16 protein-coding genes are annotated in these 20558 nt (G+C 73.5%); 6 read left to right on the forward strand and 10 right to left on the reverse strand.

Annotated features, from left to right (window positions below; genetic code table 11):
- Nucleotides 1-8: 8 nt before the first annotated feature.
- Nucleotides 9-602 carry a MarR family winged helix-turn-helix transcriptional regulator gene (locus tag ACFQBR_RS19195; RefSeq protein WP_344180098.1) on the forward strand — a complete coding sequence of 198 codons (594 nt, stop codon included), beginning with the start codon at nucleotides 9-11 and terminating at the stop codon, nucleotides 600-602.
- A gap of 107 nt (nucleotides 603-709) precedes the next feature.
- On the opposite strand, the gene ACFQBR_RS19200 is transcribed toward ACFQBR_RS19195, so the two are convergent.
- From ACFQBR_RS19200 to groES, 6 genes are all read right to left on the reverse strand, one after another.
- Entirely contained in the window at nucleotides 710-1588 is an 879-nt protein-coding gene (locus tag ACFQBR_RS19200; protein ID WP_344180096.1) for a lytic transglycosylase domain-containing protein, read from the reverse strand.
- Between the two features lie 296 nt (nucleotides 1589-1884).
- Nucleotides 1885-2991: a GuaB3 family IMP dehydrogenase-related protein gene (locus ACFQBR_RS19205; RefSeq protein WP_267950243.1), complete on the reverse strand. Its 1107-nt coding sequence runs from the start codon at nucleotides 2989-2991 to the stop codon at nucleotides 1885-1887.
- A gap of 365 nt (nucleotides 2992-3356) precedes the next feature.
- The gene (gene guaB, locus ACFQBR_RS19210) at nucleotides 3357-4847 is read right to left on the reverse strand and encodes an IMP dehydrogenase (RefSeq protein WP_344180094.1); all 1491 of its coding nucleotides are present in this window, start codon (nucleotides 4845-4847) and stop codon (nucleotides 3357-3359) included.
- A 484-nt stretch (nucleotides 4848-5331) separates the two neighbouring features.
- Nucleotides 5332-5973 (reverse strand): sigma-70 family RNA polymerase sigma factor, encoded by a 642-nt coding sequence (locus tag ACFQBR_RS19215; protein ID WP_378553997.1) that lies wholly within the window; start codon nucleotides 5971-5973, stop codon nucleotides 5332-5334.
- A 207-nt stretch (nucleotides 5974-6180) separates the two neighbouring features.
- Nucleotides 6181-7788 carry a chaperonin GroEL gene (gene groL / locus ACFQBR_RS19220; RefSeq protein WP_267948088.1) on the reverse strand — a complete coding sequence of 536 codons (1608 nt, stop codon included), beginning with the start codon at nucleotides 7786-7788 and terminating at the stop codon, nucleotides 6181-6183.
- Between the two features lie 114 nt (nucleotides 7789-7902).
- Nucleotides 7903-8214, reverse strand: coding sequence for a co-chaperone GroES (gene groES / locus ACFQBR_RS19225; RefSeq protein WP_267948087.1), 312 nt, complete (start codon nucleotides 8212-8214; stop codon nucleotides 7903-7905).
- A 293-nt stretch (nucleotides 8215-8507) separates the two neighbouring features.
- Here groES and ACFQBR_RS19230 point away from each other — a divergent pair, with 293 nt between their 5' ends.
- Together ACFQBR_RS19230 and ACFQBR_RS19235 are read left to right on the forward strand one after the other, a co-directional pair.
- The gene (locus ACFQBR_RS19230) at nucleotides 8508-9782 is read left to right on the forward strand and encodes a class I SAM-dependent methyltransferase (protein WP_344180092.1); all 1275 of its coding nucleotides are present in this window, start codon (nucleotides 8508-8510) and stop codon (nucleotides 9780-9782) included.
- Nucleotides 9783-10163: 381 nt separating this feature from the next.
- Nucleotides 10164-12401 (forward strand): coiled-coil domain-containing protein, encoded by a 2238-nt coding sequence (locus ACFQBR_RS19235; RefSeq protein WP_344180090.1) that lies wholly within the window; start codon nucleotides 10164-10166, stop codon nucleotides 12399-12401.
- A gap of 201 nt (nucleotides 12402-12602) precedes the next feature.
- Here ACFQBR_RS19235 and ACFQBR_RS19240 read toward each other — a convergent pair whose 3' ends face one another.
- The 3 genes from ACFQBR_RS19240 to ACFQBR_RS19250 all read right to left on the reverse strand — a co-directional run bounded on the left by ACFQBR_RS19240 (nucleotide 12603) and on the right by ACFQBR_RS19250 (nucleotide 15123).
- Entirely contained in the window at nucleotides 12603-13016 is a 414-nt protein-coding gene (locus ACFQBR_RS19240; protein WP_465264166.1) for a VOC family protein, read from the reverse strand.
- Nucleotides 13017-13251: 235 nt separating this feature from the next.
- On the reverse strand, nucleotides 13252-14220 hold the full coding sequence (locus ACFQBR_RS19245) for a zinc-binding dehydrogenase (RefSeq protein ID WP_344180086.1): 969 nt from the start codon (nucleotides 14218-14220) through the stop codon (nucleotides 13252-13254).
- Between the two features lie 150 nt (nucleotides 14221-14370).
- Nucleotides 14371-15123: an NUDIX hydrolase gene (locus tag ACFQBR_RS19250; protein WP_344180084.1), complete on the reverse strand. Its 753-nt coding sequence runs from the start codon at nucleotides 15121-15123 to the stop codon at nucleotides 14371-14373.
- Between the two features lie 116 nt (nucleotides 15124-15239).
- On the opposite strand from ACFQBR_RS19250, the gene ACFQBR_RS19255 reads away from it, so the two are divergent.
- From ACFQBR_RS19255 to ACFQBR_RS19265, 3 genes are all read left to right on the forward strand, one after another.
- Nucleotides 15240-16022, forward strand: a complete 783-nt coding sequence (locus ACFQBR_RS19255; protein WP_267948081.1) for a hypothetical protein — start codon at nucleotides 15240-15242, stop codon at nucleotides 16020-16022.
- Nucleotides 16023-16131: 109 nt separating this feature from the next.
- The gene (locus ACFQBR_RS19260; protein ID WP_344180083.1) at nucleotides 16132-18114 is read left to right on the forward strand and encodes a hypothetical protein; all 1983 of its coding nucleotides are present in this window, start codon (nucleotides 16132-16134) and stop codon (nucleotides 18112-18114) included.
- Between the two features lie 140 nt (nucleotides 18115-18254).
- Nucleotides 18255-19160: a 5'-methylthioadenosine/S-adenosylhomocysteine nucleosidase family protein gene (locus tag ACFQBR_RS19265; RefSeq protein ID WP_344180081.1), complete on the forward strand. Its 906-nt coding sequence runs from the start codon at nucleotides 18255-18257 to the stop codon at nucleotides 19158-19160.
- A 64-nt stretch (nucleotides 19161-19224) separates the two neighbouring features.
- On the opposite strand, the gene ACFQBR_RS19270 is transcribed toward ACFQBR_RS19265, so the two are convergent.
- Nucleotides 19225-20511: a PQQ-binding-like beta-propeller repeat protein gene (locus ACFQBR_RS19270; protein WP_344180080.1), complete on the reverse strand. Its 1287-nt coding sequence runs from the start codon at nucleotides 20509-20511 to the stop codon at nucleotides 19225-19227.
- Nucleotides 20512-20558: the final 47 nt, after the last annotated feature.

Raw genomic sequence — 20558 nt, forward strand, 5'->3', positions numbered from 1 at the left:
ATCTGCCCATGAGCGAACACTGCGGGATCAGCACGTCCGAGGAGCGGACCTGGGACGCCGCCACACTGGCCTTCCGGCTGCTGGACCAGCGCGTGGAGCGCGACGTCCAGCAGGAGGTGGACCTCCCCCTGACCTACTACGAGCTGCTCGTCCTGCTCTCGAAGAGCGAGCACGGGTCACTGCGGATGAGCGACCTGGCCGAGCTGACCCACACCAGGGCCAGCCGGATCTCGCACGCGGTGCGGAAGCTGGCCGAGGCGGGCCTCGTGGACCGCGTGCACTGCGAGGAGGACCGCCGCAGCTGGTTCGCCGTCCTCACCGACAAGGCCCGCGGGGTCCTGCGGGACGCCGGCGCGAGGCACGTGGTCAGCATGCGGGAGAACCTGTTCGACGTGCTCAGCGCCGAGCAGCGCGACCAGCTGCTCGACATCAGCCGGACGCTGCTCGCGCGGCTCGCCCCCGAGAGCGCGCTCGCCCGGGAGGGCGTCCCCACCCGGGAGGAGAGCGACGCGCTCGCGCGGGAGGGCGCGGGCGGGACCGGGGCCGGCACGGGCGGCGGGGCGGGGACCGGCACCCGGGAGGGGGCCGGGGCGCGCGGGTGAGTGCGGGCACGGCTGCGCGGAGCGGGCCCGGGGACCCCCCGATTCCAGGGAACCACGCGGAACCGCTCCGCGGGAGGCCCCCGCCGGGGCCTGTGGACGAAAGCCGCTCAGGCGGACGCGTCGGCGTAGGCGTGCGCGTAGGCGAGGACGTCGTTGACGTACTCCCTGGACCGGTTGTACTCCAGGATCGCGGCCTCCCAGTCGGCCGCGTCGGTCAGGTCGCGGCCCTCCGCGCACAGGTACCGGGCGGCGGCCAGCGCCGCGTCGTCGATGTTGTGCGGGTCGGGGTCGCCGCCCTCCAGCGAGGCGCCCCAGCGCCCCCACGTCGTCGGGATGAACTGCATCGGGCCGATCGCCCGGTCCCACTCGGTGTCGCCGTCGTACCGGCCGCCGTCGGTGTCGGGGATCGCGCGGGTGTTGTTGGTGCCGTCGAGCGGGATGCCGATGATGTCCACGGTCGTGGTGCCGTCCGGTCCGAGCTCGCCCCCGGCGTAGGTGCCGTGGATCGACTCCACCATGCCGATCCCGGCCAGGGTGGGCCAGGACAGCTGGCAGGACGGCTGGTCCTCGGCCATCACCAGCTGCGCGCTCGCGTACCCCTCCAGGGCCCGGCTCGGGATGGTCGTCGCCTCGGCCACCCGCTCCACCCAGGCGCCCTCGGCGCGCGGGGCGGTCGGCTCCGGCGTGTGCCGCTCGTCGGCGCCCGGCTCCCCGGAGGCATCCGGGTCCGCCGCGGCCGCCGTCAGCTCGGAGAGGTCCGGCGGCCCCGTGAGCTGGTCGTGCGGCGGCGTCTCGATGGTGCCGGCCTGGGGTTCGGCGGTCTGCCCGGCGGGCGGGGACCACTCGTTGAGGGCGTCGGAAACCCGTCCCACCAGGTAGAACACTCCCCCTGTCACCAACAGGCACAGTGAGAGCGTCACACAGACGACGATCACCGGACCACGACTTCGACGCCTCCCGGTACCGGTGGCCCGTCGCCTGCCCATCTGGCTCCCCGCTCGTCAAGAAAAGGTCAACTGCACATCACGCGTCACCAAAGTACGCGACCAGGGACAGTCGGTGCTCATCGATCCCACCCCCGCCCTTGTTCGCCCAGTTCAGGGACGTGGGACCGGCCCCCGGGCAGCGCCGGCCCGGCCACCGGGCCGCCCGCGGGGCCGTGCGGCGGGCCTGTCCGGCCCCGGGTCCCGGGCCTGTCCGGACGCGCGGCCGCGGGGGGCCGCGACGCGAGGGGGCCGTGCCGGACGGCACGGCCCCCTCGACCCGCTCGGGACGCGTACGCCTAGCGGTGCGGGTTGACGACGACCTCGACCCGCTGGAACTCCTTGAGGTCCGTGTAGCCGGAGGTGGCCATCGTGCGGCGCAGGGCGCCCATGAGGTTCATGGAACCGTCGCTGGTGTCGGCCGGGCCGTGCAGGATCGACTTGAGGTCGCCGATGGTGCCCACCCTGACCCGCTCGCCGCGCGGCAGCTCCTCGTGGTGGGCCTCGCTGCCCCAGTGGTAGCCGCCGCCGGGGGCCTCCGTGGCCCGCGCCAGCGGCGAACCCACCATGACGGCGTCGGCGCCGCAGGCCAGGGCCTTGGCGATGTCACCGCTGCCGGTCATGCCGCCGTCCGCGATGACGTGCACGTAGCGGCCCCCGGACTCGTCCAGGTAGTCGCGGCGCGCGGCGGCCACGTCGCCGATGGCGCTCGCCATCGGCACGGCCACGCCGAGCACGGACCGCGTGGTGTGCCCGGAACCGCCGCCGAAGCCCACCAGCACGCCGGCCGCGCCGGTCCGCATCAGGTGCAGGGCCGCGGTGTAGGTGGCACAGCCGCCCACCACGACCGGGACGTCCAGGTCGTAGATGAACTGCTTGAGGTTGAGCGGCTCGGCGCGTCCGGACACGTGCTCGGCGGACACCGTGGTGCCGCGGATCACGAAGATGTCCACGCCGGCGTCGACGACGGCCTTGTGGTACTGGGCGGTGCGCTGCGGAGACAGCCGTGCCGCGGTGACCAGGCCGGCGTCGCGGATCTCCTCGATCCGGCGGCCGATCAGCTCCTCCTGGATGGGGGCGGCGTAGATCTCCTGGAGCCGCCTGGTGGCCGCGACGTCGTCGAGCTCGCGGATCTCCTGGAGCAGCGGTTCCGGGTCCTCGTAGCGGGTCCAGAGGCCCTCCAGGTCGAGCACGCCCAGACCGCCCTGCTCCCCGACGGCCACGACCGTCTTGGGGGAGGCGACGCTGTCCATGGGGCTGACCACCAGCGGCGTCTCGAACCGGTAGGCGTCGATCTGCCAGGCGATCGACACCTCCTCCGGGTCCCTCGTGCGTCGGGCAGGCACGATCCCGATCTCGTCGAGCTCATAGGCCCGGCGCCCGTTCTTGCCCAGCCCGATCTCCACCTGCGCCAACGTTTCGATCCCCTCTGACGTGCGGCACCGGCTCGTCTACCGGCGTCTTTCCTGCCGCCGAGAGTCTATCCGCCCAAAAGTTGGACCGGGTTTGACCCGCTCCGCCTGGACTCGTGCAGCGCGGCCGACCGGGTCGCCGCCCCACCGGCCGGGCAGGCCCCGGCGGTCGCACCCGTCCCCGTGGGCGACCGGGTCCCCGACGGTCACGGGTTCCTCGGACATCCGGGCGTCGGAGCCGCCCGCGGGGCCGCCGGGGGCCGGGAGCGGAAGGGGGAAGACGAGGAAGGGCCGCCCGGGAGGGGTCTCCCGGACGGCCCGCACCGCCGACGCGCCGGCGGACCGGCGCGCGGGACGGGTCAGCGCGCGTTGTAGTTGGGCGCCTCGACGGTCATCTTGATGTCGTGCGGGTGGCTCTCCCGCAGTCCGGCGCTGGTGATCCGCATCAGCTGGCCGCGCTCGCGGAGCTCGGGCACGGTACGGGTCCCCGCGTACCACATGGACTGGTGGAGGCCCCCGACCAGCTGGTGGGCGACCGCCTGGAGCGGGCCGCGGAAGGGCACCTGGCCCTCGATGCCCTCGGGGACCAGCTTGTCCTCGGAGGCGACGTCGGCCTGGGCGTAGCGGTCCTTGGAGAAGGAGCGGCCCCGCATGGCGCCGAGCGAGCCCATGCCCCGGTAGGCCTTGAACTGCTTGCCGTTGATGAAGATCAGCTCTCCCGGGCTCTCCTCGACACCCGCGAGCAGGCTGCCGAGCATGACCGTGCTGGCGCCCGCGGCGATGGCCTTGGCGATCTCGCCGGAGTACTGGAGCCCGCCGTCCGCGATGAGCGGGACGCCCGCCGGACCACAGGCCCTGGAGGCCTCCAGGATGGCGGTGAGCTGCGGCGCGCCGACGCCGGCGACGACGCGGGTGGTGCAGATGGAGCCCGGTCCCACGCCGACCTTGACGGCGTCGGCCCCGGCGTCGACGAGCAGCTGGGCGCCGGCCCGCGTGGCCACGTTGCCCGCGACGATGTCGGCGCGGGAGTTGGCCTTGAGCTTGGCGATCATGTCGGCGAGTCCGGCGGAGTGGCCGTGCGCGGTGTCCACGACGACGAAGTCGACCCCGGCCTCGACGAGCAGCTTGGCCCGCTCCTCGGCCTCGGGTCCGACGCCGACGGCGCCGCCGACGACCAGGCGCCCGTCGGCGTCCTTGGTGGCGTCGGGGAACTGCTCGCTCTTGATGAAGTCCTTGACGGTGATCAGGCCGCGCAGGCGGTTCTGCGCGTCGACCAGGGGCAGCTTCTCGACCTTGTGCCTGCGGAGCAGCTCGAAGGCCTGCTCGCGGCTCACGCCGACGGGGGCGGTGACCAGGTTCTCGGTGGTCATGACGTCGCGGACCAGCCGGGTACGGTCGCTCTCGAAGCGCATGTCCCTGTTGGTGACGATGCCGACGAGGGAGCCGCCGGCGTCGGTGACGGGGACGCCGGAGATCCGGTAGTGGGCGCACAGGCGCTCGACCTCGGCGAGGTCGTCCTCCGGCTTGCAGGTGACGGGGTCGGTGACCATCCCGGCCTCGGAGCGCTTGACCAGGTCGATCTGGCTGGCCTGGTCCTCGGCGGAGAGGTTGCGGTGCAGGACGCCGGCGCCGCCCTGGCGCGCCATGGCCACGGCCATCCGGGCCTCGGTGACGGTGTCCATCGCCGCGGACAGCAGGGGGATGCTCAGGGTGATGTTGCGGGACAGGCGGGTGGTGGTGTCCACCTCGCCCGGCTGGAGGTCGGAGTAGGCCGGTACGAGGAGCACGTCGTCGTAGGTCAACCCCGGCGGCAGCAGTTTGTCCCCGTAGTCGCTGTACTCCTGGCCCATGACACAACCTCCGCTATCCCGGCACACCTGCGCGGTTCGCCCCCGCGTGTCGTCTCATCCTAGGTCGTCGCCCTGTGCGGCCCCGGTGGAATGAGGTGTTTGACCCGTCACCCCGACCCGAAAGTGAGCGGTATCACGGTTTGGGGGCCGTGCACGGACGGACCTGCCCGCCCCTGCCTCCGGACAACACCGGTCGGCGCCCCGGGCTTCCCTCGGGAGGGTCGGAGGGGCCGTGCGCCACGGGACCGGAGCGTCCACGGGCGGCCGGTCGCCGGAGCGGCCGGGCAGCACGAAGGGGCCGGTCGCCGGAGCGGCCGGGGGTCACGGGCGGCCGGTCGCCGGAGGGCGGGGCCGGCGCGCGGTGCGACGCGCTCAGTGCCAGCCGGAACTGCGGCGTCCGGCCTGGCCGGGGTAGCGGCAGCGGCCGTGGACCCGCGGGCGGTCGGGGCACACACGGCGCCCGGGACGGGGGCGTCCGCCGTGTTCAGGGGAGGAGGCGGTTCGCCACGGCCACCTGCCGAAGCCGAGCGATAGCTCGGTGCTGGGCGACCCGTACCGCGCCCGCCGACATTCCCAGTACATGTCCCGTCTCATCCGCTGTCAGTCCTGCGATCACCCTCATGACCAGGAGCTTGCGCTGCTGTTCCGGCAGCTCGTCCAGGAGCTCCCTGGCGCGCTGGGCCTCGATCACCCGCACCGCCGACTCCTCCGGTCCCGGGTCGTCGTCCGGCTGCTCGGGCACCGCGTCGGTGGGCACCGTCTCCACCCTGCCCGCGACGCGCAGGGTGTCGGCGACCTTGTGGGCGGCGATGCCGAACACGAAGGCCGCGAAGGGGCGGCCCCGGTCCTGGTAGCGCGGTACGGCCGAGAGCAGCGCGATGCAGACTTCCTGCGCCACGTCGTCGGAGTAGTGGGCCAGGCCCGAGACCCGGGCGAGGCGTGCGTGGCAGTACCTGACCACCATGGGCCGGACCGCGCGCAACAGCGAGTCCATGGCCCCGTCGTCCCCCCGGACGGCGAGCGAGCCCAGATGGTTCAACCCTGTGTCGCGGGCGGCGGAGTCCGCCTGCCCGTGTGTCCCTGGCCGCTGCGCGGTAGCGCCCCCCCGGGCGCCTGCATCCGTCACGTTAGGAATGATGCCCCCACTGCGGGACCCAACCGCTCCAATCGCCAACTACGGAATGGTCACGTTTTGGGAAAAACGTCCGAAAACGCCACACACTCCAGAGGGAAAAGAGGGGCTCACGTGGTAGTGCGCGGGGGCGGGACACCGACGTGTCCCGCCCCCGGGCCGGATTCACACCCGACCCGTCACCGGGTCCGGGGCGTGGGGTCAGTGACCGTGGCCGTGGCCGTGGTCGTCCGCCTCCTCCTCGGGCTTGTCCGCCACCAGGACCTCGGTGGTCAGGAGCATGCCCGCGATGGACGCGGCGTTCTGGACGGCGGAGCGGGAGACCTTGACCGGGTCGAGGATGCCCTGGGCGGTCAGGTCGCCGTAGGTGCCCTTGGCGGCGTTGTAACCGTGACCGACCTCCAGCTCGGAGATCCGGTGGGTCACGACGTAGCCCTCGGCGCCCGCGTTCTCCGCGATCCACCGGGCGGGCTCGACCAGGGCGCGGCGCACGATCGCCACACCGGTGGCCTCGTCGCCGGTCAGCCCGAGGTCGTCCAGGGCGGACGCCGCGTGCACCAGGGAGGCCCCGCCGCCGGCGACGATGCCCTCCTCGATGGCCGCGCGGGTCGCCGAGATGGCGTCCTCCAGGCGGTGCTTCTTCTCCTTGAGCTCCACCTCGGTGGCGGCGCCGACGCGCAGGACGGACACGCCGCCCGCGAGCTTGGCCAGGCGCTCCTGGAGCTTCTCGCGGTCCCAGTCGGAGTCGCTCGCCTCGATCTCCTTGCGGATCTGGCGCACGCGGTCGTCGATCTCGGACTGCTCGCCCGCGCCGTCGACGATGGTCGTCGCGTCCTTCGTGATGACGGTGCGGCGGGCGCTGCCCAGCGCGTCGAGTTCGGCGTTCTCCAGGGTCAGGCCGACCTCCTCGGCGATGACCTGGCCGCCGGTGAGGACGGCGATGTCCTGGAGCATGGCCTTGCGGCGCTCGCCGAAGCCGGGCGCCTTGACGGCGGCGACGTTGAGCGTGCCCCGGATCTTGTTGAGCACCAGGGCGCCCAGCGCGTCGCCGTCGATGTCCTCGGCGATGATCAGGAGCGGCTTCTTGCTCTGGACGACCTTCTCCAGCAGGGGCAGCAGCTCGTTGAGGCTGCTGATCTTCCCCTGGTTGATGAGGATGAGGGCGTCCTCCAGCACCGCCTCCTGGCGGTCGCCGTCGGTGACGAAGTAGGGCGAGACGTAGCCCTTGTCGAACTGGAGCCCCTCGGTGAAGTCGAGGTCCATCCCGAAGGTGGGGGCCTCCTCCACCGTGATGACGCCGTCCTTGCCGACCTTGTCGAACGCCTCGGCGATCAGGTCGCCGATCTGGGCGTCCTGGGCGGAGTTGGTCGCCACGTAGGCGATGTCCTCGCGCTCCTCGACGGGGCGGGCGCGCTCCAGGAGGATCTCGGAGACGCGGGCGGCCGCGGCGTCGATGCCCCTCTTGAGGGCGAGCGGGGAGGCGCCGGAGGTGACGCTGCGCAGACCCTCGCGGACCAGGGCCTGGGCCAGGACGGTCGCGGTGGTGGTGCCGTCACCGGCGGCGTCGTTGGTCTTGGTGGCGACCTCCTTGACCAGCTGGGCGCCCAGGTTCTCGTACGGGTCGTCCAGCTCGATCTCACGGGCGACGGTCACGCCGTCGTTCGTGATGGTGGGGGCGCCGAACTTCTTGTCGATGACGACGTTGCGGCCGCGCGGGCCGAGCGTCACCTTGACGGCGTTGGCGAGGCGGTCGACGCCCCGCTCGAGGGCGCGGCGGGCGTCGTCCTCGAACTCCAGGATCTTCGGCATGTGGGTGCTTCCTCTTGAGGCTCGTATAAAACGAGCATCCCGCCCCGCCCGGCGTTATGCCGACCGGTGCGGGATGCCTGGCTCCGAGCCCGGTGGACCGGGCCCCGTCGAGACCTACTTCTCGACGACCGCGAGCAGGTCGCGGGCGGAGAGGACCAGGTACTCCTGGCCGTCGTACTTGACCTCGGTGCCGCCGTACTTGCTGTAGAGGACGACGTCGCCGACCTTCACGTCCAGCGGGATGCGCTTGTCGCCCTCGTCGTCCCAACGGCCGGGGCCCACGGCGAGGATCTCGCCCTCCTGGGGCTTCTCCTTGGCGGTGTCCGGGATGACCAGACCGGAAGCGGTGGTCTGCTCGGCCTCCAGCGTCCTGACCACGACGCGGTCCTCGAGCGGCTTCAGCACGGTCTTGGTGGCGGTCGACACGGTGTGACCTCCCCCTTCAAAGTTTCGGTGTACTGGCTCCGGTCCGCGCTGGCACGCGGACCGACTGCGAAAAAGGGGCGACAGAGGCGGCCTGTCGTCGCGGGTGCCAGACCGGCGTCGTCGCGATTAGCACTCTACCCCTGAGAGTGCCAGAATGGAAATGCGACCGTGACCCCCGGTCGGGGACTTCCGTGAGGAGCCGGGCATCCTGCCCGCGCCGCGGCGGCCCCACGACGCGCGGGGCGTCCGGGTCCGCCGACACAGACCGCCCTTCGACGTCCGAGGTGAACCCCATGCGCGTGCCCGCCTTCGAGGCGCTGCTCTCCGACGCGGGCCGGGAGGTGCTGGAGGGCGTCGATCCGGGGAGCGCGGTCCGGGACCAGCTCGGCACGGCGTCCCTGCTGCGGTCCGACCCGCGCGTGGCGGCCCTGGACCCTGATCTACCCGTCTCGGAGCTGGTCAACGCGCTCCTGACCCAGGTCTCCCTCCGCGAGCGCGGCCGGGCCAAGTTCGGCGACGCGGCGGGGCGGATGTTCTTCACCCCGAACGGCCTGGAGCAGTCCACCCGGCGCGTCGTGGCCGAGTACCGGGCGGGGCGGACCGCCGCGGTCGCGGGTGCGGTGCCGGCGGGCGGCTCCGCGGGCGACCTGTGCTGCGGGATCGGCGCGGACCTGCTGGCGCTGGCCGGGCGCGGCGTCCCCGTGGAGGGCGTGGACTCCGACCCGCTGACGGTGGCGGTCGCCCGCGCCAACATCGGGGCCCTCGGGCTGTCGGACCTGGCGCGGGTCCGCGAGGGCGAGGTCGGCGCGTCGGCGGTCGGCCGCTACCCGCTGCTGTTCTGCGACCCGGCCAGGCGCGGCGGGCGCGGCCGGGTGTTCGACCCGGCCGCCTACTCCCCCCCGTGGGACGTGGCGACGGGGCTGGCCGGGGCCGCGGAGGCCGCCTGCCTGAAGGCGGCTCCGGGCATCCCGCACGAGGCACTGCCCGAGGACGCCTCCGCCGAGTGGATCTCGGTGGACGGGGAGCTCAAGGAGACGGCCCTGTGGTTCGGCGCCCTGGCGGAGGGCACGGGGGCCCGGCGGCGCGCCACCGTCCTGCACGAGCGCGAGGGCCTGCTGGCCCGGGAGGGGGCGGCCGCGCACCTGGACGCCGACCCCGGGGCGGGCCCGGCGCCCGTGGCCCCGGCCCGGCGCTACCTGTACGACCCGGACCCGGCCGTGGTGCGGTCGCACCTGGTGGCGGAGGCGGCGGCGCGGGTGGACGGCGCGCTGCTGGACGAGCGGATCGCCTACTTCACCGCGGACACGGCGGCCATGTCGCCGCTGTGGCGGGTGCTGGAGGTGGTGGAGATGCTGCCGTTCTCCCTGAAGCGCCTGAGGTCTGCGGTGCGGGCGCTGGACGCCGGGACGGTAACGATCAAGAAACGCGGATCGGCCGTGGACACGGAGAAGCTGCGCCGTGATCTGCGGGCGTCGGGCCCCGGGTCGGTGACCGTGGTCCTCACCAGGATCGGCGACCGGCCCTTCTGCCTGCTGTGCCGCGAGGTCGGGACCCCCTCCCCGGGGTGACCCCCGGTCGGCGGCCCGTCGGCGCCCGGGCCCCGGCACGCCCGGCGGCGGGGGCGCGGACCCCAGATCGTTACCTCTCTCACCCAGATCTTCCGCCGTCCCCTGGGGGCGAAGGGACCCAGGTCGTTAAACTGACGACCGCTGCAGTCCTTCCCTTCTCATGGATTCACCCGGAAGACTCGTGTGAGCGGCCCGCCCCGCGATGCGGTCGGATCTCGGGCCTTGCGCCGTATATATACGGACAGTCACACTCCAGTCACGATGGGGCGGTAACCATCGCGGGAGCGCCGCCCGCCCGGGGACCATCGAGAACCCGACCCGTCCGGAACCGTCCACTCCCCCGTACGGGTACGGGAGCGCCAGAACCAAAGGAGCACCTCGGTGGAACAGACCAATCACAACTTCCTCAACGGGGGAGGCCAGTCCGGTGTCTCCGACCGGATGCGTGACCTGCTCTCCCAGGCCGCCCAGGAGCACGTCTCCGAGCAGAAGTCGCAGGGCGCCGTCAGCGAGGAGATGCGCCAGCGCCTCGAGGGGATGGAGTGGCTGCTCCGCGAACTGCGCGAGCGCGAGCTCACCTCCCTCGCCGAGTCCGTCACCACGGTCAACGGGCGCATCGACGACTTCCTCGCCCGCCCGCCGGAATGGGCCGAGACCCTCGCCGAGCACATCGAGGTCGTCGGCCAGCAGGTCAAGCCGCTGTCGGACATGCCCTCCCTTCGGGCCGACACCCAGCGCATCGCCGGACACCTGGACACCGTGCTCACCCGCCTCCAGCGGATGGCCGAGACCGGCGACCGGACGGCCGACCAGGTCACCGAGCTCGGTGAGCGCCTGAACGGGCTGAGCGAGACCGTGGGCGCCCGCCTGGACTCCCTCGACACCGCCCTCGCCGCGCTCACCGCCAAGGCCGACGCCGTCGAGGCGTCGCTGTCCGCCCTCTCCGAGGTCTCCGGCGAGCGGCACGGGGCCGTCGTCACCGCTCTGGCCGAGAGCCGCACCGAGCTCTCCGACTCCCTCGCCGAGGGGCGCACCGAGCTGGCCGAGGCGCTGGCCGCCGGGCGGACCGAGATCACCGGCGCCGTCGAGGCCGGGCGCGAGAGCCTGGCGGGCGTCGTCGCCGAGAGCCGCGAGGCCCTCACCGCCGCGGGCGCCGCCCTGGGCGAGACCGTCACCGCCAAGGTCGAAGAGGCCTCCGGCGAGCTGCGGACCCTCGTGGAGGAGCGCGCCGGCGACCTCCGGGCCTCCGTCGAGGAGCGGGCCGCCGAGCTCCGCACCGAGGGCGGGGAGCGCACGGCCGAGCTGCGCGCCGCCCTGGAGGAGCGCACGGCCGAGCTGCGCACCGCCCTGGAGGAGCGCACCGCGCAGCAGCACGAGGCCCTGCTGGCCCGCCTCCAGGAGAACACCGGCGAGCTGGGCGAGCGCACCACCGCCCTGGCCGGGGAGCTCACCGCCCTGGCGACCGCGTCCGGCGAGCGCCACGAGGCCCTCACCGGCAAGCACGAGGCCCTGGCCGCCAAGGTCGCGGAGAGCGTCGGCTACCTCAGCACGCAGGCCGAGGAGAACCACGCCGAGGCGACCGCCGCCGTCGCCGACGTCACGGGGTCGCTCGCCAAGCTGCGGGAGAACCACGAGTCGTCGCTCACCGAGCTGCGCACCCACCTGCGCCAGCGCCTGGCCGAGCTCGGCGAGGAGATGGAGCTGGGCCGTACCGAGACCCGGGAGCACGCCGAGTCCACGTCGGAGCGGCTGCGCGAGGCCCTGGCCGAGCGCACCGACGCCCTGGGCGCCCGGATCTCCGAGGACTCCGAGCGGGTCACCGCGGGCTTCGCGGAGCTGCGCGAGTCCGTCCGGGAGTCCGGCGACAGGCTCTCCACGGAGTCCGAGGAGCGGCACCGGACGCTGGCCGAGGCACTCACCGAACAGGTCGAGGCCCACCGCGGCGCGCTGGACGAGCGCCTGGAGCGGCAGCGCGAGGCGCTGACCGGCAAGGTCGACAACCACCTCTCGCAGATCACCGGCAAGGTGGACCACGAGCTGGGCCGCCTCACCGACCGCTTCGACACCTTCGAGGGGCACTTCGAGGGAAGCTTCGAGTCCGTCGAGGGCAAGATCGACCGCATCGACGGCCGGATGGACGGCGTCAACGGCCGCCTGGACGGCGTGGACGGCCGGATCAACGGCGTCGAGGGCCAGTTCGAGGGCGTCAGCGGGCACTTCGAGGGCGTGGACGGCCGTATGGAGGCCATCGACGACCGGCTGGAGGCGCTCAACCAGCGGCTCAACCAGCTTCCGCAGACCATGGAGGTCAGCGAGCTGCACCGCCGCCTGACCGACCTGGTGGACCGTCCGCAGCTGGACCACTCCGGCAAGCTGGACGAGATCGACGAGCACGTCACCTCGGCGGTGGCCCCGGTGCTGCGCGAGCTCAAGCAGCGTCCGGACCGCCACGAGCTGGAGGAGACCGTCACCGAGGCGGTCGAGAACTCGCACGACGACATCACCAAGCGGTTCTCCTCCCTGGAGGAGACGGTGCTCGCCCTGGCCGAGGCGCTGCTGCGCCCGGGCAGGGACGGCAAGAAGAAGCGCCGCCGCGATGAGGACGAGGACGACGAGTAGCGGGCGGGACGGGGGCGGCGGACGCGCCGTCCGCCCCCTGACCGCCCCCGGGAGGGCCGGGACGCCGCGGGCGTCCCGGCCCTCCGGCGTTCCCGGGGCGCGCGGGCGCCGCGGGGCGTGCGGTGGATCGGCTCCCACGCCTCCCGGGGCGCGGGAGCCGCGGGGCATGCGGGTGCCGCGGGGCGCACCGTGCCCCGTCCGTCACGGGCCCGGGGTTCGGCGCGCGTCGAGCATCTCCAGGTAGTGGGAGTTGTACATGACCCCCAGCACGTTGCCGAACGGGTCGACCACCGACGCGGTGACGAAACCCGGGCCCCGTTCCGTGATCGGCTCGTACTCGGTCGCGCCCAGTCCGAGCAGGCGCCCGACGGCTCCCTCCACGTCGTCCACGTGCCAGAACACCACCGCTCCGCCCGGGCCCGGCCTCGCGGGGGCCGGGGCGTACCTGCGGTCGATGATGCCCAGTTCGTGCTGGTGGTCGCCGATCCGGAACTCGACGTAGGCGGGCGGCAGCCCCTGTCCCGGGCGCTCGAAGTACGGTTCGACGCCCAGGACCTCCGTGTACCAGTCGACGGCCTCGGTGACGTCGTCCGCCCACAGGCTGATGGTGCTCATTCCGCGCAGCATGGTGTGCCTCCGTGTCCTCGGCCGGACCCCGCCCGGCGCCTCCGGGACGAAGCTACGGGAAGAGGCGGTCATCCTCTGTCCTCGACTCCGCAACCCCTCGCCGGGACCCGGGACCGGTCGGGCGGTCCGTCCGGCGGAGGGTCCCGCCGGACGGGACTCCGGGGGCGCGGCCCCCGGGACGGCCACGGCACGCGCCGCCCCGGGCGGAGCCGGCGGACGCGGGTCAGACCGTGAAGACGATCTTGCCGAAGTGGTCCCCGTCGAGCATCGCCCGGAACCCCTCCCGGGCCCGGTCCAGGGGCAGCACCCGGTCGATCTCGGGGCGCACGCCGGTGCGGGCGCACATCCGCGCCAGGGCGTCCAGTTCCTCCCGGGTCCCCATGGTGGAGCCGATGACCCGCAGCTGGAGGAAGAACACGCGGTTGAGTTCGGCGGAGGGGGCGTCGCCGCTGGTGGCGCCGCAGGTGATGACCGAGCCGCCCGGCTTGAGGGAGCGCAGGGAGTGGCCCCAGGTGGCCTTGCCGACCGAGTCGAAGACGGCGTCGACCCTCTCCGGCAGCCGCTCGCCCGTGGGCAGCGCCGCGTGGGCGCCCAGGGCGAGCGCCCGCTCCCTCTTGGCCCCGCTCCTGCTGGTGGTGTAGACGCGGTGCCCCACGTGGGACGCCAGCCGGATGAGGGCCGCCGACACCCCGCCGCCCGCGCCCTGCACGAGCACCGCGGAACCGGGCCGGAGGTCGGCCTTGCCGAAGAGCATGCTGTAGGCGGTGAGCCACGCGGTGGGCAGGCAGGCGGCCTCCTCGAAGCTCAGCTCCGGCGGCTTGGGCACCAGGTTGCGCCTCGGGACGGCGATCTTCTCCGCGAGGCAGCCGTCGTAGACCTCCGAGAACAGCGACCGGCGCGGGTCGAGGGTCTCGTCGCCGCCGCCCGCCGCGGGGTCGCCGACGACGCCGTGCACGATGACCTCGTTGCCGTCCTCGTCGGTGCCGGCCGCGTCGGTGCCCAGGACCATCGGCAGGTGCTTCTCGCTGAGCGCCGTGCCCCGCAGGCTCCACAGGTCGTGGTGGTTGAGGGCGGCGGCCCTGACGTCGACCACGGTCCACCCCTCGCGGGGTTCGGGGTCGGGGCGTTCACCCGCCTCCAGGCCGGAGAGCGGGTCCTCGGGTGAGATGCGTGCTGCGGTGATAGCGAACATGTCCGTAGCCAACCACGGTGTCCGTTTCCCGTTCCACCCCGGGCCCGGGCGGACCCTGGCGCGTCGGGACCCGGGCCCCCGCCCCGCCCGCTCCGGGGGCGCCGGGCGCCGCTCCCCCGGCCGCGGGTGTCGCACGACGCGCCGTCCGCCTCACCCGCGGCCGGAACCGCCCCCGGCGCCCCGGCCGGCGATGTCACCGGAGCGCAGGAGCGGCGGGGACATCACGGCGGCCCCGCCGAACCGGTACAGGGCGGCCGGGCGGCCGGTCTCCGAGGTCCGGCGCTCCCCGGTGGGTTCGAGGAAGCCCGCCGTCCTCGTGACCTTGCGGCGGAAGTTGCTGGGGTCCAGCGCGATCCCCCAGATCACCTCGTAGACGTGCCGCAGGTCGCTGACCGTGAAGGGCTCCCGGCAGAAGCTCGTGGCCACCGTGGTGTACTCCAGCTTGGAGCGGGCCCGCTCGACCGCGTCGGCCAGGATCGCCCCGTGGTCGAAGGAGAGGCCGAAGTCCGCGCGCAGGGCCTCCCCCACCGGTGCCCAGAAGGCGCGGGCGGCGTCGGTCCCCGCCACGGGAGCGGGGAGGTCCGGTCCCAGCGCCAGGTAGGCGACGGTGATGACGCGCCCCCTCGGATCGCGGCCGGGGTCTCCGTAGGACCGCAGCTGCTCCAGGTGGAGCCGTCCGCCGTCCAGACCGGTCTCCTCCCGCAGTTCGCGCAGCGCGGCCTCGTCCAGCCCCTCGTCGGGGCGGACGTAGCCGCCGGGAAGGGCGCTGCCGCCGAGGAAGGGCTCCTTGCCCCGCTCGACGAGGAGCACGTGGAGGGCGTCGTCCCGGACCGTGAAGATGACGAGGTCGACCGTCACCGAGACGGGGAACCGGGGAACCGCTGGTGGAGCGCTGTGCGTCATCCGGCCAATCTACTAAAGGTCCCCTTGACCTGAAACAGATCACCCATTATGGTCAGGGTGACTAGAAAGTCTCCTGCCGAGTCGGGCCGGTCCGGAACCCCCACGAGGAGCCCACGTTGACGGAATTCATGCTCGGGGTCACCAGTTCGCTGGCCGCCACGGCCGTCACCGTCGGGCTCGGGGGCCTGCTGTCCCGACGTCTGCGCTGGTGGCTCCTGGCAGCGGTCGCCCGCCTGAGCGGGCTCGGAGTGCTGCGGGTCCACCGGCACCAGGACGACGCGAGGGCCGAGCTGTCCGGCGAGATCAGCCGGGCGCGCTGGCTCCGCGTCATGGTCGGGCGGGGGAACGAACTCACCCGGGACGGCTTCGCGCCGCTGTGGAACGGCGGAGGACGGCCGCCGGACTTCGTCCGGGTGCTCCTGCCCGACCCGGGCTCCGACCGGTCCTCCCCCACCGCCTCCCCGGAGGCGGAGGGGGAGGGTCCGGCGGGGCTCCCGGCCGGGAGCCGGGCCGGGTCCGCCCCGGGCCGCGCCCCCGGGGGCGGGGGTTCCTGGCTGGAGCGGAGGGAGGAGGAGCTCATCTCCCTCGACCCCGGTTTCGGCCGCGGCCTGCTCACCGAGCAGGTGCTGGCCAACTTCCACTACCTGTCCGAGGCCACCCGGGACCGGAAGAACACGGAAATCCGCTTCTACGACCTCCCGAACCTCTACCGTGTCATCGCCACCGACAACCTCGTCTTCCTCACGCTGTACCAGGGCGACGCGCACGGGCGGCACTCCCCCTGCGTGGTCGCCCACCGGTCCGGGGCCCTGTACGACTTCGCGCTGCGGATCTTCGACACCGCGTGGGAGTCCGCCAGGGTCCCCGGCGGCGCCCCCGCCACGACACCCGACCTGTAGGGAGCCCCCGGAGAGACCCGCAGCCCCCGCCCGGCCCTTCGCGCCGCCAGTCCCCCATCCGAGAACGGACGCCGAGACCCGGGGCGTCCGCGATCAGTAGGAGCTCGTCGTGACCGAACAGAGCGATCAGCACACCCGGAGCGGTCGGCCCGCCGGCCGCGTCCCCCCTCCGCCGACAGCGGCCCCGGCCGCCCCCTTCGCCGCGGCCCCCGCCGTGTGGAGCGTCGAGCACGCGGCGGGCGCCCCCGAGTACGACTCCACCGCCCGCCTGAGCTCCGCGGCCTGGCACGACCCGGCCTTCCGTGCCGACGTCCTGCGCGAGCGGGTGGAGAACCCCTACCGCGCCGTGCCACGGGAGCCGGGCCTGGACGCGGTGCGCGTCGCCGAGGAGTGCCGGAGGGCCCGCCGCGTCCGGGCCGCCGCGGGGGCGCTGTTCCTGAGCTCCGTCGCCGTCCTCTCCCTCTTCAACGTCCTGGCCTCGCTCACCGCCCTCGTCCTGGTCGGGGCCCTGGCCGCCGCTGCGCGCCGCCGCCGTGAGGGCGAGGACGCCTCGCGGCGACGCGGGGGGTGCCTGGTCCTCCTGGCCACCGCGGTGACCGTGCTCCTCCTGGTGACCGTCGTCCTGCCGGTCCTCCTCCTGAGCGAGTCGGCGTTCCTCCTGGGGCTGGACCCGTACGGCTCAGGCCCGACGCAGATCTCCGACCCGGGCGGGCTCGGCGACGTCCTCCCCCTCTGGGCGGCGCTGCTGATCCTTCTCGGCGCCGCCGTCGGCATCGGGTTCTGGGTCCGGCGGAGGACCAACGCCGCCCTCCACGCCATCCGCATGCGGGCGGAGCACCCGCGCAGGGACAGCGGTGTGGGCACCGTGCCGGTGGCCTTCTACAACGACAGCACCCCCTTCGTCGGCGTGGGCGAGCCCTACGCCTCCTGGCCCGTGACGCTCAAGCTCTTCCCCGACCGGGGCGGGGCGGAGGCGGCGGAGCACGGCGCCGGGGGTGCCGCGGCTGCTGCCGACGGCCGCCCGGTCAGCCGGGCGGCGGGTGGGGCGGGCGCCGCGCACGCGTCCGCGGAGGGCGTGCCCGCCGGCGCGGACGCCGAGGCCGGTCCGGGGAACGGTCCGGGGGCGGAGGACGCCGTCCCGGCCGTGGCGGGCTCGGCGCTGATCGAACGCCTCTATGACCGGCTGCGCACGGAGGTCCCCCAGCTCACCGGCACCGAGGGCATGGGGACGAGCACACGCCGCGAGGTCGAGGTGGCCGACTGCGTGTTCCTGCCGGGTCGGCGCCAGGACGACATCACCCGGTTGGCCCCGGTACTGATCGACAAGCAGAGGTGGCGGCTGCGGGAGGAGTGGGTGGGCGGCTTCATCGACGCCTTCCACGAGCGCGCCCGCCACTTCGTGGAGATCGGCGTCAGCATGTGGGAGAGCCAGGTGGTGGTGACCTTCTTCGTCCGGCTGACCACCCAGGGCGGGCTGCTCAACATCGAGGGCGAGACGCTGGTCATGCCTCCGGTCTCCCCCGCCCACCAGGTCCCCGAGGGCCCCCTTCCGGTCGGCTCCGACCCGGCGGAGGTCGCGCAGCTGTTGTGGGCGGCGTTCACCGGGGTCCTGGAGGACCTCAGGGTGAACCCGGCGGAGGCTGTGGCCGCGGTCAGGTCCCGGAGCGCCGCCCTGGAGAACAGGAGGCTGTACTCCTGGGCCCGGGCGAACCGGGAGTTCTTCGACTACTCCCCCACGATGGGCGTCCGGCACCGGTCCGCCGCACCCGACCTGAGGCAGCTGTTCCAGGCCCACGACGTCGAGCGCGTCACCCGCGCCATCCCGGAGAAGGTGCTCATCTGCGTCCGGGACGTGTTGCGGGAGGCGGGCTACGACACCGAACAGGTGCGCCGCATCATCAACAACGTCAACAACAACTACGGCAACCAGGTGTTCGGCACGCAGAACGCCGACGGCATGAACTTCGGCCCCGGCAGCACCACCGTCGACAAGGGAACCGGAACGGGGAGCGGGAGCGGCCGGAGCACGGTGCCCGCCACCGGCCCGGGGGCCGGGGCCGGGTCCGGTGGGGACGGCTCCGGCCGAAAGTAGGCGCGCGGGGCCGCTGGCGGTCGCCCCCGGGCAGGACCCGGTCGCGGTCCCGGCGACACGGGCGCGCGGCCCGTCCGGCGGCCCGGCGGCCCGGACGCATGCGCAGGGCATGGCAACGGACGAAGGTGTGGAGGCAGGACATGGACGGCACGAACCACGGCAACCAGGTGTTCGGGACGCAGAATGCCGACGGCATGAACTTCGGCCCCGGCAGCACCACCGTCAACAAGGGACCCGCCGCCCCCGAACCGTCGGCGGCGCCGTCCGCCGGTCGGCACGCCCGGCGCGGCACGCTCGCGGACGCGGTGGTGATCACCGCCATCGCGAGCGAGTACGCGGCGGTGGCGGCGCACCTGACCGGCCCGTTCGAGGAGCACGGCGAGAGCGGCACCCTCTACCGGATCGGCACGCTCGGCGGGGAGCGGCGGTCGCGCCGGGTCGCCCTGGCCCAGGTCGGGCCGGGCAACGTGGACGCGGGTGTGTCGCTGGAGAGGGCGCGCACGGCCTTCGCGCCGGAGGTCGTCCTGTTCGTCGGTGTGGCCGGCGGCGTCAAGGACGTGCGGCTCGGCGACGTGGTGGTGGCCGACGCGATCTACGACTACGAGACGGGCAAGGAGGACGCGGAGGACTTCCGTTCGAGGGCGAAGACGGCGGCCCCGTCCCACGCCGCCGTGCAGCGGGCCATGGACGTGGTGTTCCGGCAGGAGTGGCCGGAGCGGGTGCTGACGGACCGCCTCCCGCAGCCGCCCCGGGCCTTCGTCAAGCCGGTGGCCTCGGGGAACAAGGTCGTCGCGGACCGGGACGCGCTCACCGCCGAACGGCTGCGCGAGCACTGCGGGGACGCGGTCGCGGTGGAGATGGAGGGCTACGGCTTCCTGCGCAGCGCCTACCTGTCCTCGGGCACCGACTCCCTGGTGATCCGGGGCGTCTCCGACCTGCTCAGCGGCAAGGACGAGGACTCCGACACCCGGTGGCAGCCCGTCGCCGCCGCCCACGCGGCGGCCTTCGCCGCCGCGTTCCTCGACCTCTTCCGGTCCGAGGGGTAGGCCCCTCCCGACGCCGGGGTGCGGGGTGCACGCCCCGCGCCCGGCGGTTCCGGGCCGGGCAGGCCTACTGCAGGCCCATGACCCCGCTGCTCCCGGAGTGGTCGATGTAGGAGACGGCGACGGCTCCCGGCACGACGACGGTCTGGTCCACCTCCATCGAGGCTTCCGCGTCCCACGAGAACATGACCGGAACGGTCTCCTCGAAACCCTCGAAGGCGGCCAGTTCCGTCTCCCCCGCCCCGCCTTCGAAGAGGTCGCCCATGTGGAGTACACCGCCCTCCAGCCCGACCGTCTCGACGTCACCCCGGAGCGCGTTGACGATCGCCGTTCCCTCACCGACCCGCTCGTCCCCCAGGCTCTCCCTCACGTCCGCGCCGATCTCCTGGATCCGGTATCCGCGCGTACGCCCGTCCCACACCCCCACGAGGGAGCCGTCCTCACTGGCCCAGAGGACTTCCCCCCCTTCCAGTGCCTCGACGTCACCCGTGGCGGCGTCGACGACCTGTCCGACCTGCTCATAGGGGTAGTAGGCGGTGACGATCCCGCTCTCGTGCACGGTGAGGTCGCGCTCGTGGGCGTCTCCGGGGAATATCCCCGCCGGCGCCTCCTTGCGCCACAGCTCGTCCCCCGTCGCCGGATCGAAACCCGCGAAACCCGACACGAACTCCTGCCCCTCGGTCATCTCGACCGGGTCCTCGCCCTCGGGCTGCTCGTAGCACGTGAAGGCAGCCACCAGGACGTCGTCCGTCGCGGCGGTCCGGTCGACGCTGCCGACGTCGTCGCACCCGGCGACGCCCTGGACGGACCATGCGGGCTCGTCGCTGCCCAGCTCATGGGCGACCAGGTCCTCGTCGCCCTCCACCGTGATCCAGTGCTCACCGGTGACGCCGGCCAGGCCTCCCCTGACCGGACCGGACGAGCTGTCCCCGTCCCGCAGTTCGTAGTCGTGGACGGACTCACCCGTGGAGAGGTCGACGACGACCATCCTCGGCGGCGCCTCCGTGTCGTCGGGGTCCAGGACCTGGAGCACGAAGTACCGCCCCTGGCCCGCCACCGCACCGAACACCTCGCTTCCAGGCACCCGGTGCTCCCACATGACTCCGCCGTTCTCCCCGGAAAGCCCGATCACCCCGTCGTCCACGAGGGCGGCGACTCCGCCGGGAACCGCGTGGACGCCGGCGAGGTCGGCGACGCCCTCGGGCGCCTCCCACGTCCACGCCACACCGCTGACGGAGCCCGGACGGTCGAGGTCCCGTATCTCCTCCGCGCCGCCCGTCCCGGCCGGGTCGCCCGAACCGCAGGACGTGAGGAGAAAAGTGGTCGCCACGGCGACGGCTGCCCCGTATCTCACGGAGGGGTGTCCTTTCGGAGTTCTCATGTCACAGGTGCAGGGCCGGT

It is taken from the genome of Nocardiopsis tropica, from assembly GCF_042660575.1.
GTDB classification, from domain to species: domain Bacteria; phylum Actinomycetota; class Actinomycetes; order Streptosporangiales; family Streptosporangiaceae; genus Nocardiopsis; species Nocardiopsis tropica.

Bases quoted from the DNA above. Each gene is read 5' to 3' on its own strand.
- ACFQBR_RS19195 (WP_344180098.1), top strand. From the start codon at position 9: ATGAGCGAACACTGCGGGATCAGCACGTCCGAGGAGCGGACCTGGGAC.
- ACFQBR_RS19200 (WP_344180096.1), bottom strand. From the start codon at position 1,588: ATGGGCAGGCGACGGGCCACCGGTACCGGGAGGCGTCGAAGTCGTGGT.
- guaB (WP_344180094.1), bottom strand. From the start codon at position 4,847: ATGGGCCAGGAGTACAGCGACTACGGGGACAAACTGCTGCCGCCGGGG.
- groL (WP_267948088.1), bottom strand. From the start codon at position 7,788: ATGCCGAAGATCCTGGAGTTCGAGGACGACGCCCGCCGCGCCCTCGAG.
- ACFQBR_RS19230 (WP_344180092.1), top strand. From the start codon at position 8,508: ATGCGCGTGCCCGCCTTCGAGGCGCTGCTCTCCGACGCGGGCCGGGAG.
- ACFQBR_RS19240 (WP_465264166.1), bottom strand. From the start codon at position 13,016: ATGAGCACCATCAGCCTGTGGGCGGACGACGTCACCGAGGCCGTCGAC.
- ACFQBR_RS19245 (WP_344180086.1), bottom strand. From the start codon at position 14,220: ATGTTCGCTATCACCGCAGCACGCATCTCACCCGAGGACCCGCTCTCC.
- ACFQBR_RS19250 (WP_344180084.1), bottom strand. From the start codon at position 15,123: ATGACGCACAGCGCTCCACCAGCGGTTCCCCGGTTCCCCGTCTCGGTG.
- ACFQBR_RS19265 (WP_344180081.1), top strand. From the start codon at position 18,255: ATGGACGGCACGAACCACGGCAACCAGGTGTTCGGGACGCAGAATGCC.